At 38.1% G+C, this 13160-nt stretch carries 10 protein-coding genes; 7 read left to right on the top strand and 3 right to left on the bottom strand.

What is annotated here, in order from left to right:
- Positions 1 to 24 precede the first annotated feature (24 nt).
- From ACFSQJ_RS10540 to galB, 7 genes are all read left to right on the top strand, one after another.
- Positions 25 to 1473 (top strand): tagaturonate reductase, encoded by a 1449-nt coding sequence (locus ACFSQJ_RS10540; RefSeq protein ID WP_377766908.1) that lies wholly within the window; start codon positions 25 to 27, stop codon positions 1471 to 1473.
- 10 nt (positions 1474 to 1483) lie between these two features.
- Entirely contained in the window at positions 1484 to 3028 is a 1545-nt protein-coding gene (locus tag ACFSQJ_RS10535; RefSeq protein WP_377766907.1) for an alpha-L-fucosidase, read from the top strand.
- Positions 3029 to 3057: 29 nt separating this feature from the next.
- Positions 3058 to 3885, top strand: a complete 828-nt coding sequence (locus ACFSQJ_RS10530; protein ID WP_377766906.1) for an amidohydrolase family protein — start codon at positions 3058 to 3060, stop codon at positions 3883 to 3885.
- Between the two features lie 3 nt (positions 3886 to 3888).
- Positions 3889 to 4680 (top strand): SDR family oxidoreductase, encoded by a 792-nt coding sequence (locus ACFSQJ_RS10525; protein WP_377766905.1) that lies wholly within the window; start codon positions 3889 to 3891, stop codon positions 4678 to 4680.
- An 83-nt stretch (positions 4681 to 4763) separates the two neighbouring features.
- Entirely contained in the window at positions 4764 to 6092 is a 1329-nt protein-coding gene (gene fucP, locus ACFSQJ_RS10520; RefSeq protein WP_377766904.1) for an L-fucose:H+ symporter permease, read from the top strand.
- Between the two features lie 2 nt (positions 6093 to 6094).
- Positions 6095 to 6439: an L-rhamnose mutarotase gene (locus tag ACFSQJ_RS10515; RefSeq protein ID WP_377766903.1), complete on the top strand. Its 345-nt coding sequence runs from the start codon at positions 6095 to 6097 to the stop codon at positions 6437 to 6439.
- On the top strand, positions 6440 to 8926 hold the full coding sequence (galB, locus tag ACFSQJ_RS10510; RefSeq protein ID WP_377766902.1) for a beta-galactosidase GalB: 2487 nt from the start codon (positions 6440 to 6442) through the stop codon (positions 8924 to 8926).
- Between the two features lie 34 nt (positions 8927 to 8960).
- On the opposite strand, the gene ACFSQJ_RS10505 is transcribed toward galB, so the two are convergent.
- Genes ACFSQJ_RS10505 through ACFSQJ_RS10495 form a run of 3 tightly spaced genes read right to left on the bottom strand, consistent with a single transcriptional unit; the run spans position 8961 to position 13146 of the window.
- Positions 8961 to 10694 (bottom strand): sulfatase-like hydrolase/transferase, encoded by a 1734-nt coding sequence (locus ACFSQJ_RS10505; protein ID WP_377766901.1) that lies wholly within the window; start codon positions 10692 to 10694, stop codon positions 8961 to 8963.
- Positions 10633 to 12315: a sulfatase family protein gene (locus tag ACFSQJ_RS10500; protein WP_377766900.1), complete on the bottom strand. Its 1683-nt coding sequence runs from the start codon at positions 12313 to 12315 to the stop codon at positions 10633 to 10635. The genes ACFSQJ_RS10505 and ACFSQJ_RS10500 overlap by 62 nt, the downstream gene beginning before the upstream one ends.
- A gap of 45 nt (positions 12316 to 12360) precedes the next feature.
- Positions 12361 to 13146 (bottom strand): GDSL-type esterase/lipase family protein, encoded by a 786-nt coding sequence (locus ACFSQJ_RS10495; RefSeq protein ID WP_377766899.1) that lies wholly within the window; start codon positions 13144 to 13146, stop codon positions 12361 to 12363.
- Positions 13147 to 13160 lie beyond the last annotated feature (14 nt).

Genomic DNA, 13160 nt, shown 5'->3' with positions numbered 1-13160 from the left:
ATAAACCTGTTGAGTAAATCTAGAATGAAAATAGTAAAGCGCGAAAATACCGACCAAAACCAAGAGTACCCCTTACGAGTGTTACAGTTCGGAGGGGGTAACTTCTTACGTGCTTTTGTTGACTGGATTTTTCAGCAGCTAAATGAACAGGCTTCGTTTAATGGTGGCGTAATCGTTGTTAAGCCTACAAAAAAAGGTGATTATCTGAGTCTAAAAAGTCAAGAAGGCTTATTTCATGTGGTATTGGATGGTATAAAAGAAGGTGGTTTTTCAACCGAAGTTTCTCTTGTTAATGTGGTTCAAAAAATCATTCACTGTTATGATGAATGGGGCGTTTTTTTAGAAACTTCGAAGATTCCGGAGCTTCGGTTTATTGTATCGAACACAACGGAGGCCGGAATAAGGTTCAATGATCAAGATAATTTTTCGGATGCCCCACCTCAAGAGTTTCCGGCCAAACTTACGATTTGGCTGTACAATCGATTTACTTATTTCAAAGGAGCGGCTGAAAAGGGATGTATTTTTCTGCCTTGTGAACTCGTTGAAGACAATGGTAAAGCCCTTCGGAATACAATAGTGGAGTACATAGAGTTTTGGCAACTCTCTGAAGATTTTAAAAAGTGGATTTTAGAAAATAACTTTTTCTGTAGCACATTGGTAGACCGTATCGTATCAGGTTATCCTTCGATTAGAGCTGAAAAAATACAAACAGAAATCGGTTTTAAAGACGAACTCTTAGTTGCTGGTGAACATTATCATAGTTGGGTAATACAAGAAGAGTTTGAACTCACTAAGGAACTTCCTTTTCATGAGACGAACCTTAATATTGAATTGGTAAAAGATTTGACCCCTTATCGAGAGATGAAAGTTCGTGTTTTGAATGGGGCTCATACAGCAATGGTTCCGATAGGATATCTAATGGGTCTAGAATTGGTTTTAGATGTAATGAAAGATGAAGACCTAAGCTTCTTTATTGAAAAATTACTTTTAGATGAGGTGGCTAAAACACTAGAGTTTTCATCAAAAGAGATCAGCCAATTTGTAAATGATGTCCTAAATCGTTTTAGAAACCCCGTGTTAAGACATCAATTGATCAGTATCTCCCTTAACAGTATCTCAAAATTTAGCACAAGACTATTACCAACTTTAAAAGATTATTTGAAAATCGAAGGCCAACTTCCGAGGCGTATCGTCTTTTCACTTTCAGCACTTCTTCTTTTTTATAAAGGGAATGTCAATGGGCAGAAAATACCCTTAAAAGATGATGCTTCGGTATTGGAGTTTTTTAAACAGGCATGGAAAGAAAATACAGATGAGGATAATATGCTTTCTGCATTTGTAAAAAAAGTATTGGGTAAAAACGAATTATGGGGAGAAGATTTAAATAAAGTTGAGGGGCTAGCCCAAATGGTCGAACAAAATTTAAGCGGAATGATGGGTGAAGGAATTAAAGAGTACATGAAAAAATTATAATATCTAGTTTATGGGTACATCAGAAATTAAAAAAGGCGTCTTATATCTTTTAGTATCAGGTTTATTCTTTGGTTGCCTTCAAGAAAAAGAATCAAGAATAGAAGAAAAGGCTGATAGCCAAAAACAAAAGACGTATGAAGCAGATTGGGCTTCGTTAGGCAAATATAATGAGGACCCAGAGTGGTTTAAGAATGCGAAATTGGGTATTTATTTTCACTGGGGGCTATACTCGGTTCCCGCCTTTGGTAACGAGTGGTATCCAAGAAATATGCATTTTGAGGGTAATAAAGTTTATGAGCACCATCTAGAAAAATACGGTCATCCTTCTGAGTTTGGTTATCATGATTTTGCTCCAATGTTCAAAGCCGAAAAATTCAATGCAGAAGAATGGGCACAATTATTCAAGGATGCCGGGGCCAGGTTCGCAGGGCCTGTTGCCGAGCATCATGATGGCTATGCCATGTGGGATAGTAAATTAACACCGTGGGATGTAATGGATACAGGTCCTAAAAAAGATATCACTGGTGAATTGGAGAAAGCGATAAAAGGCAAGGGAATGAAATTTATAACCGCATTTCATCATGCAAAAAACCTACAACGAAGTACTATTATGGGCGAAGAAAACGGAAAAAGTCATTTTCCTTACTTCGAAGGCATGCCCCCAAGTTCAAGTGACCCTGACCTTCAATTGATGTATGGTAATATGGACCCTGATAAATGGTATAATGACATATGGCTAGGTAAGTTGAAAGAAGTGATAGATAATTATAGTCCTGATATTATTTGGTTTGATTATGTGTTGGGTGATATCCCAGAAGAGTATAGAAAAGAGTTTTGCGCGTATTATTTAAATGCCACCGATGGAGGCAAAAATGAGCCAGTTATTGTGCGTAAACAACATGATTTGCCCTTAAGTGTAAGTGTAGAAGATTTAGAACAGGCCAGAAAAGAAACTGTTGGGACGAAAACATGGATGACAGATGCAACCATAAGTGATGGAAGTTGGGGCTATACCGAAAGTCTTGGGGTAAAACCCGCTAAAGATGTATTGCATATGTTAGTTGATATCGTAAGTAAAAATGGGGTTCTACTTTTGAACATTTCACCTAAGGCAGATGGTACCATACCAGAAAATCAAAGAAGCGGACTTTTGGAAATGGGGGCTTGGTTAGAGAAATATGGTGAAGCTATTTATGATACAGAAGCATGGTATACGTTTGGTGAAGGCCCCACCAAAGAGCCAAAAGGCCATTTCAAAAATCATAAGGCATTTATCAAATTAACATATTCAAATGAGGATATCAGATATACCACAAAAGACTATGACATTTATGCAATAGTCTTGGGTTCCTTAAAAAGCAATCAAGATTTAGTGCTGCAATCATTTGCGAAAGAGAAGATATTAGATGCGCCCACCATTGAAAAAGTGACTTTTCTTGGAAGTGATGAAAAGATTGTTTGGGACTATAATGAAGAAAAAGGATTGTCTTTAAAAGCACCATCAAAAGCTATAGAAGAAATGGCGACAGTCATCAAAATAACCATCTCTCAGTAAACTTGTAATTTTTAGTTTAAGATAGAACAATGATAATCGACTCCCACCAACATTTCTGGAAATATGAGCCTCTAAAACATGTTTGGATAGATGATGAAATGGCGAATATCAGAAGGGATTTTATGCCCGAAGATTTAAAGCCAATCTATAAAGAGGATAATGTTTTGGGTTGTGTTGCCGTTCAGGCGGACCAGTCTTTACAAGAGAACGATTTTCTGTTGGGCTTAAGCAAAAAACATGAATTTATTAAAGGTGTTGTAGGTTGGGTTGATTTTCGTTCAAAAGAGGTCGAAAAGTATCTAGAGGCATATTGCGAAGAGCAAAAAATGAAAGGCTTTAGGCATGTGGTTCAAGGTGAGGCGGATCATAATTTTTTGCTTAGGCCAGATTTTCTAAATGGTATCGACCATCTTAAAAAGTTCGGGTATACCTATGATATCTTAATCTTTCCGCACCAGTTGGGAGCAACATTGGAATTTGTAAAAAACTTCCCCGATCAAAAATTTGTGATAGACCATTTGGCAAAGCCCTATATAAAAGATGGTTTTTTTGAAGGATGGGCCGCGATGATGAAGGAAATTGCAAAGCAAGAAAATGTTTACTGCAAAATATCAGGAATGATAACAGAGGCGAATTACAGTACTTGGACTCCTGAACAACTAAAACCTTATATGGAACTAGTGCTAGAAACTTTTGGGCCAAATAGGTTGATGTATGGGTCTGATTGGCCTGTTTGTTTGGTGGCAGGAAAATATTCGAAAGTTAAAGAGGTCGTCACCGATTTTATTGCCGAACTCAGTTCAAATGAACAAGATGCTATTATGGGCAAAAATGCCATGTTTTTTTATAACTTATAACAGATGGATTTAGGATTAAAAAATAAAGTAGTTGTAGTTACAGGTGCCGCTGGTCTGCGAGGAAGTATTGGAGAAACATTAATACAAGCCCTGGCTAAGGAAGAAGCTATACCGGTTATCGTCTGTAGAAATGATAGAGGCTATGAGTATGAAAAAGAACTGCAGCAACGAGGGGTGGATGCTATTTTTGTTAAAACGGATTTAACCGACGTTGATCAAATTGAAAAGGCCGCAAAAATAATTGGAGAAAAATATGGCAAAATAGACGCCTTGATCAACAATGTCGGTGTCAATGATGGTGCTGGCCTTGATGCCTCTATTGAAGATTTTATGTGGTCACTTAAATTAAACCTTGTGAGCTTTTTTGCGATGACCAAGTTTTGTCTTCCATATTTAAAAGAAGCTAAAGGCAATATTTTAAATATAGGGTCGAAGGTTGCTTTAACTGGTCAGGGTGGAACCTCAGGTTATGCAGCTTCTAAAGGAGGTGTATTGGGTTTAACAAGGGAGTGGGCCGTTGATTTGATAAAAGACGGTATACGTTCTAATGCCATAATCATTGCAGAAAGCTGGACGCCCGCTTATGATAATTGGATAAAGTCCCTTGAGAATGGAGAAGAGAAATTGAAGTCGATAGTTAAAAAAATCCCTTTAGAAAACAGAATGACCACTCCTCAAGAAATAGCTGATACGTGTCTGTTTACTATTTCAGACAAATCTTCACACACTACCGGTCAGTTTATCACAATCGATGGAGGATATGTCCATTTAGACCGTTCTTTATTGACAGAATAACCATTAGTTCTATTTACCTGATCAAATAAGTCTATCTGTGGGATGGTCAAACCTTAATTTTAGACCAACCAACAAAAATAGTCATGGGTAAATCATCTAAAATACCAGTAGTAAGAAAGGAGCTTCTTTTTCCCTTCATAATTATCACCTCACTTTTTGCCTTATGGGGAATTGCTAATGATCTGACCAACCCCATGGTTTCGGCCTTTAAAAAAGTGATGCCAGAACTTTCAAATGTTCAAGCTTCACTAGTGCAGTTCGCCTTTTATTTTGGCTACTTTTTTATGGCATTGCCCGCTGCTTTGTTTATTAGAAAGTATACGTATAAATCGGGCATTGTTTTAGGCCTTATCCTTTATGCCATCGGAGCGTTTCTTTTTTATCCTGCGGCGGCTTTTGAAGAATACACTTATTTTTTGATTTCACTTTGGATTTTGACCTGCGGTCTGGCATTTTTAGAAACCACCGCAAATCCATTGGTCTTAGCTTTGGGTGATAAAGAAACGGCAACACGAAGGTTAAACCTTGCCCAGGCGTTTAATCCCATGGGTTCATTAATGGGAATGATCATTGCGCAAGTATTTGTGATCGGCGCTCTTCGTTCAGATGATTATACTACAGATGCATATAATGCTCTTTCTTCGACAGAGTTGGCCGCTGTAAGAGAAAATGACTTAGGTATTATCAGTATACCCTATATCGGCCTCGGTATTTTGGTATTGGTAATTATGGGTATTATTGTTTTTACAAAGATGCCCAAGACTTCAGATGAAGATAAAATGTCTATTGGGGAGTCTTTTAAAAAATTGTTTGCCAATAAAAACTACTTGAGAGGAGTTTTGGCCCAGGCGTTCAATGTGGGCGCACAAATTATGTGTTGGACCTATATCTTTCAATATGTTGATAATTTAAATCTTTCTCGTGCGGAAGATGCACAATTAACAGCAACTTGGTTCAATGTCGGTGCGATGATATTGTTTTTGTGTGGTAGGTGGATAGGTACCTTATTAATGAAATCGATAAATCCGGCGAAATTATTAATGTGGTTCGGGCTAGGTGGTGTTCTCATGTCGGCCGGAGCCATTCTATTACCAGGGATTATAGGTTTAATTTCTTTAGTGGGCATTTCTATATTTATGTCCATTATGTTTCCTACCATTTACGGAATAGCATTAAATAAAATGGGCGATGAGGCTAAAATCGGCTCCGCAGGATTGGTAATGGCCATTGTTGGGGGCGCACTAATGCCGGTACTGCAGGGTAGTATTCTTGATTGGGGCGGCAGTGGTTTCGCCGATATGAAAATCCTTGGTTTTATTCCTGAAGTTAATTTTTCATTTATTCTCCCTTTAATATGCTTAGCGGTAGTTGCGTGGTATGGGTATAGTAGTTCTCGTTCTAAATCAAATTAAAAATGGCTTACACTAAAAGGTTCTGTTATTCTTGTGATCTAAAGGATAACCCTGATTTAATAACCAAGTACAAAGCATATCATTCTTCTGGAAATGCATGGCCAGAAATTACCAAAAGTATCAAGGATGCAGGTATTGTGGATATGCAAATTTACCTAACCGGCAATCGCATGTTCATGATCATGGAGGTTGATGATACCTTTAATCCTGAAACCAAAGCTGAGATGGATAAGAACAACCCAAAAGTGCAAGAATGGGAAACACTAATGGATACCTTTCAACAGCGCCTTCCATGGGCCAAAAAAGGCGAAAAATGGGTTGAAATGGAAAGAATATTTAAACTTTAAATGATGCGAAAAAGTTTCGAAAGGCTCTTATATCTGGTTGTGATTGCAGTGATTATTTTATCATGTTCTCAAAAAGTAGAGGTGGATTATATTGCAGACCAGAATTTTAATCAGAACTGGCTTTTTAATAAAGGAGATGTTGAAGAAGGCCAAGCAATTAACTTAAAAGATGAGGAATGGAGAAAATTGAACCTTCCCCATGATTGGGCCATAGAGGGCCCTTTTGATAGTAAATACAATGCCAGAACAGGTGGTCTTCCGGTACACGGAGTAGGTTGGTATAGAAAGCACTTTACGGTTCCGAAAGAACATAAGAACAAACAAATCTCGATAGAATTCGATGGTGCAATGAACAATGCAAAAGTCTGGCTAAATGGTAATTTCATTGGTGAAAGACCGTATGGCTATATAGGTTTTGAATTTGATTTGACTCCTTATATAAAGTTTGGAGAAGATAATATAATTGCCGTAAAACTCGCCCCAGAAGACTTAGCGGCCAGATGGTACACGGGAGCAGGAATTTATAGAAATGTAAGGCTTAAAATAAACCATGCTACCCATATTCCTCAATGGGGAGTGCGCATAACAACCCCATCAGTTCAAAAAGATAGTGCAACGGTTAACGTTGTTACCACAATTAAGAATGTTCAAGATGATGATGTTGAGGCCAGCTTGATAACAACGTTAAAAGATGGTAATGGAAATAAGGTTGCCTCAAACGAAGTTGAGGTTCTTTTGAACGCATCGTCTGAAGAAAAGATAAATCAAGAAATCAAGATTGAAAATCCTGAGCTATGGGGTATATATCAACCCAATTTATACAAAGCCGAAAGTAGAATTGTGATTAAATCAAAAATAGTTGATGATTACAGTTCAGAATTCGGAATTCGAACTATTGCACTAGATCAAGAAAAAGGTTTTTTGCTAAACGGTAATCCTATCAAATTTAATGGGGTATGTCTTCATCATGATCAAGGACCTTTGGGTGCGGCAATAAACTATAGGGCTAAAGAGCGTCAAATGGAAATCATGAAAGAAATGGGTGTAAATGCCCTGAGAACAAGTCATAACCCTCCTTCCCCAGAGCTTTTACAAGTCTGTGACCGATTGGGTATTGTGGTCATCGATGAGGCCTTTGATGAATGGCAGATGGGAAAAGTGCCCAATGGATACAGTAAGTATTTTGATAAATGGCACGAGAAAGACCTTCGCGATATGATTAGAAGGGATATCAACCATCCTTCAGTAGTTATGTACAGTATTGGCAATGAAATTCTAGAACAAGGAAAAAAGGATGGCTGGAAACTTACCAAACATCTAAACGATATCTGCCATGATGAAGATAGTACTCGACCGACTACAATAGGTTTTAATTTTTACCCAGCTCCCTTTGAAAACCGTTTGGCAGATCAGGTTGATGTTGTGGGGATGAATTATAAACCCATGAAATACGCCGAGGCAAAAGCCTTACATCCAAATATGTTTATTTATGGTTCTGAGACTTCATCTCAAACAAGCAGTCGTGGGGCGTATCATTTTCCATTAGAGGCAAAAACCCAAAAGAATACTTTACAGGTTTCTGGTTATGATGTTACCACAGGGCCTGCTTGGGCTTATGCACCAGATATTGAATTTGATATGCAAGAGCAGAACAAGTTTTCTTTAGGGGAGTTTATTTGGACAGGCTTTGATTATCTTGGTGAGCCAACTCCGTATGGAGGAAGGGACAACTCTACAAATGGATATTGGAATGACGACTGGCCCTCTAGGTCTTCATACTTTGCACCCGTAGATTTATGTGGGTTTAAAAAAGACCGTTTTTACCTTTATCAATCACAATGGACAGAAGAACCCATGGTACATTTACTTCCTCATTGGAATTGGACAGGTAAAGAGGGGCAAGAAATTCCGGTGGTCTCATATACTAACTGTGATTGGGTAGAATTGTTTGTAAACGAAAAATCATACGGCATACGCAAAAAAGGGGTGGATACAACCACAATCCCTGCAGATCTTTATCACTATGACAAGGATTTCTATGAAAGCAAGTATCGTCTTTCTTGGACCGTTCCCTATCAAAAAGGGAAAATTAAGGTAGTCGGTTACAAGGATGGAAAAGCTGTAGTGCAGAAGGAAATTAATACTGCTGGAAAACCATCAAGAATAAAGCTTTCAGCCGATAGAAATGAGATAAATAAAGGGGGAGAAGATATCTCTTATATTACAGTCCGGGTTGAAGATTCAGAAGGTAATCTTTGCCCTTTGGCAGATAATTTAATTGACTTTGAGGTAGAAGGCGCTGGCAGTATTTTAGCCGTTGGTAATGGTAATGCTGCCTCTTTAGAGTCTTTTCAAGATAATAAAAGAAAGGCATTCAACGGCTTGGCGCTCTTGGTCGTAAAATCTAATAGCCAGGCCGGTACAATTAAAATAAAGGGGACTTCTAAAGGGCTAAAACCAGCAAACTTAGTTGTAAATGTGAATTAATATCTGAGCTATGAAGTGGCTATTTTTTTTGTAACTATTTAGGTTCTATTAGAATAGCCCTCTCGGCTTCACTGTCACTTGTATAGCGTAAAACTTGAGGTAGATCTTTACCTTTTGCATATAAGATTTCCTTCTTCCATACAGCTCTCATTTTTTGTAAAACTGACCTGTTCGCTTCGGTCATGGCTAAATTGGTAGTTTCGTCTGGGTCAGTTTTGAGATTGTATAGTTCCTCATATGCTGGAATTTCGCCCTGCAATGGCCCGTTTATGTATGAGCGATATATTGCGATATCAGGGTCATGTACTTTATAGAGCATACTACTTGTTGGAATTCCGATTTGTTCTGCCGTTTTAATTTTCTCTTGGGCAGAGAAGTTTTCATTCTTGTAGTACCGTATGTACTTCCACTTCTTATTTTGAACGGACTCACATCTGGGGTTACCAAAGTGTGTAGACCAAAGGTTTTCTGTGTAAAGATACTCCCTAACAGCATTTTGTTTGCCTTTTAAGAGTGGAGACAGATCATGCCCTTGATAACTTTGAGGGATGTCGATACCGCTTTTGCTTAAAAGGGTAGGCGCCAAGTCAATACTTTGTACCAAGGCATTGGAAGTTCTACCACGATTTGATTTTTTGAGCTTTGGGTCAAAGATGATTAAGGGTACGTGAGTGGTAATCTCATAGCATAACGCTTTACCACCAAGACCAAATTGACCCATAAAAAGACCATGGTCTGAAGTGAAAATAATAATGGTATTTTTTTCTAGATTATGTGCTTTCAATAGCTGTCTTAACCGTCCTACAATTCTATCGATACCTGTCATAGCTTGTAGTTGTCTTGTATATCTTTCTCTATAACCTGTTGGCGTATCAACATAGTTGTATCCTTGTTGCCTATCATCGGCATGGTGTATCTCTTTCGGGAGCTTCGGTGTCTTAATATTTGCCTTGGCGATGTAGTTTTTAGGTAGGGGAATGGTTTTATCCCTGTAAAGCGTTTTATAAATACTATCATCTGTTTCTTTCATTTGCATGGTAGAAGTTCCAGCGCCATGCGGCAGGTTAAATGAAATAGATAAAACAAACGGTTTTTGTTTTGGTCGCTGTTCCATAAATTTAACAACACCTTCCAATTTTTGTTCGTTAGATAAGAAATCTTCGATTCCTTCACCTATAATCTCTGCCTGTGTATCGTTCTTTGCCTGCTTAAATATTTTATGGACTTCTTTTGGATAAAAACGAAGATGACCGTGACCTGCATACCAGTAATCAAAGCTTTGCTCCATTAAACCACTGCGATAGCCTCCTTCTCCAATAGGTACATGGTTTTTACCGATCCAACCAGTATAATAACCACTATTACGCATAAGCATAGGGTAGGTTGTTTCCCAAACTTCCTTGGGCATACTTGTTCCTGAATTAAAATTTATTTGGTGCTTTCGTTCAAATTGACTTGTAAGAATACTGGCTCTGCTGGGGGTACAAATTGCACTGGTAATATGTGCATTGGTAAAAAGTACACCATCACTTGCCAGCTTGTCTAAATTAGGAGTTTGAACGATAGCATTACCCGTACATCCCATCAATCCATATTGCTGGTCATCCGTTAGGATAAAGACAAAATTAGGTCGTTCTTGGGCTTCGAGGTATACTATGCCAAGAAGATAAAAAAGCAGTGGTAATACATTTCTAAAGTGTCGGTATTTAATCATTCCAATGTTCATCAATAACTTTTTGAATATGGGGGTAGTTTTTATCTGTTTCATTTAAGTGCTCCCTTTGTGTTTTAAGCTCTTTTTTTAGATTTTTTATAATTGAAGCATGTGTAGGATCATTATAGGCATTGTTCATTTCTTTTGGGTCTTTCTTTAGGTCATAAAACTCCCAGGCTGGTGGCGTGTGTTTGGTAAAATCGTTTCCCCAACTTTTTTCATTCCATATGGCGTTGGGGTTGTCCGTATCGACCCAGTATTTTCCGTAATAAAAAATGAGCTTGTAATCTTTTGTTCTCAAACCAAAATGAGCAGGGTTTTGATGCCTGTGGGCTAAATGCATCCAATACCTGTAATAAGTAGATTTCTGCCAGTTTTCTGGCTCTTGGCCCGTCTCTAAAATGGTTTTAAAGCTCTTCCCTTGCATGTAATCTGGAGTTTTTCCTCCTGCAAGCTCAATTAGGGTGGGGGCGAAATCTGTATTGTTTATAATCGCGTCGGTTCGAATTCCAGATTTTATTTTTTTAGGACATCGTATAAAGAAAGGCATACGCATAGACTCTTCGTACATCCAACGTTTATCGATATAGTCATGTTCCCCAAGCATAAAGCCTTGGTCAGAGGTATATATTATGATGGTATTTTCCATCATGTTTTCTGCTTCTAGATAATCTAATAATCTCTTAACATTGTCATCAACACCTTTTACACAGCGCAAATATTTTTTTAGATAATCTTGGTAGGTTTTACTGGTATACGCCTTTTCTTCTGAATCCATTTTCCATGCGATCATTTCATTCGATTGAATCGAAGAGGCATCGCGATATTTACGATAAAGGGTGGTATCCTCTTTATAAATATTCATAGCCTGATTTCGAATTAGATTGCGATGAGAAACAGAAGACCCAATGACCCGGCTCAAGGAGTCATTTATTCCTCTTGTGGCCACTGAACCATTGTTTTTATTGTCATACAGACTTTCAGGTTCCGGAATAAAAGTGTCGTTTAAATATTCTTCATACCTAGGGGCATATTCAAAATCATCATGTGGTGCTTTAAAATGGTGCATTAGAAAAAAGGGCTTGCCCTTGTCCCTCTTGTTTTTTAGCCAATCAAGAGTTATATCGGTTATCTTATCTGAAGAATGGCCTTTGGTCTGTACTGCGTTTTGTGGCCAAGGTTGTTCACCACGGACACGAAATTCTGGGTTAAAGTAACTCCCCTGTGATGGTAGCACCTGATAGTAGTCAAATGCCGCAGGCTCTTCATGCAGATGCCATTTGCCTATAATAGCGGTTTGGTAGCCTAATTTTTTGATTTCAAGGGGTAAATATTGTTTTTCAGGAGGAATTGAGCCTTCCAAGTCTAGCACGCCATTAGTTTGTGCACGTTGCCCTGTTATTATTGCAGCGCGACTTGGCACACATATGGAGTTATTTACAAAAGCATTGTCGAAAATTACACCTTCTCGGGCCAATTTATCTAAAGTAGGGGTAGGGTTCAGTGAGGCCAATCTACTGTTATAAATACCGAAGGCCTGACTTGTGTGGTCATCTGCCATGATGTAGATGATATTTGGTCTATCATCTACAATTTCTTTATCCCGCTTTTTACATCCAAAAAGGATAATGCATAGCGCTAGAATAACCGGTCTGTTCCATTCAAAATATAACATATTGTAAATATCTTTAAGGCACAGTGAATTTTTTGAAGCCTTGTTTTAAAGAATAGCACATATGATCAATATGGTACTGGCGATTTTTAGTAATTTTTTAAGCCCTAAGGCTTTTATGACTTCTTCAAAAATGATTTTATGGCCTATGGCGTTAGGATGTATGGGGTCGGTGCCATACGCTTTTGTGCTAGCCTTAGCTAAAGTGTTGTGAATGTTTATTTTTTTAAGGATTGCTGGATGTTTAAAATTGAAAAGAATCTTTCTAAACTCTGAAAGTACCTCTTCTTCATAGTTCGGATAAGGATTTTGCCAGTTATAAGGGCCAAAATTTTTGTTATTTGAAAGACTTCGAAGTAGAAGAGGAGGAGGGCCTATGAGGTAAACGCCAATATTTTTTTCATGGGCTTTATTTAAAAAGAGTTGAAGCCCAGTTCTATACTTTTCAAAAATCATTTCTGAAGGAGGCTGGTAAATACCGCAATTAATTCCGTAGCAAAAAAAAGCGACGTTCAATGAATGAGCTTCAAGCTCATGGTCTAAGCGGTCAAATAAAAATGGGCGCGGACCAGGATGTTCGCTTTCCGTTAAGCCGGTTATGGTTTCGCTATTCTTTCCCAGATTAACCAGTTCTAATACATAATCTGGATAGTTTTTTTTAAAATATTCTTGTAAAAGCTCTACATAACCATTGTGGTCGGCATAGGTAATACTGTCTCCGAAGAAACCGATGCGCGAACCCTTTTTAAAGGGGAAATTTGTTTTAGAATTGCAGCTTAAAAAGAGCTCCAATGAACTTAAAATCAAGCTTGCAGAAATACTAATTTTAATCAAGAATTGTCGCCTGT

This window comes from Croceitalea marina (assembly GCF_042684265.1).
GTDB lineage: Bacteria > Bacteroidota > Bacteroidia > Flavobacteriales > Flavobacteriaceae > Croceitalea > Croceitalea marina.
This window is presented reverse-complemented; position numbering and strand designations above follow the sequence as displayed.

Excerpts from the sequence above, each read along its gene's own strand:
- ACFSQJ_RS10540 (WP_377766908.1), top strand. The coding sequence starts at position 25 with ATGAAAATAGTAAAGCGCGAAAATACCGACCAAAACCAAGAGTACCCC.
- ACFSQJ_RS10535 (WP_377766907.1), top strand. The coding sequence starts at position 1,484 with ATGGGTACATCAGAAATTAAAAAAGGCGTCTTATATCTTTTAGTATCA.
- ACFSQJ_RS10530 (WP_377766906.1), top strand. The coding sequence starts at position 3,058 with ATGATAATCGACTCCCACCAACATTTCTGGAAATATGAGCCTCTAAAA.
- ACFSQJ_RS10525 (WP_377766905.1), top strand. The coding sequence starts at position 3,889 with ATGGATTTAGGATTAAAAAATAAAGTAGTTGTAGTTACAGGTGCCGCT.
- fucP (WP_377766904.1), top strand. The coding sequence starts at position 4,764 with ATGGGTAAATCATCTAAAATACCAGTAGTAAGAAAGGAGCTTCTTTTT.
- ACFSQJ_RS10515 (WP_377766903.1), top strand. The coding sequence starts at position 6,095 with ATGGCTTACACTAAAAGGTTCTGTTATTCTTGTGATCTAAAGGATAAC.
- galB (WP_377766902.1), top strand. The coding sequence starts at position 6,440 with ATGATGCGAAAAAGTTTCGAAAGGCTCTTATATCTGGTTGTGATTGCA.
- ACFSQJ_RS10505 (WP_377766901.1), bottom strand. The coding sequence starts at position 10,694 with ATGAAACAGATAAAAACTACCCCCATATTCAAAAAGTTATTGATGAAC.
- ACFSQJ_RS10500 (WP_377766900.1), bottom strand. The coding sequence starts at position 12,315 with ATGTTATATTTTGAATGGAACAGACCGGTTATTCTAGCGCTATGCATT.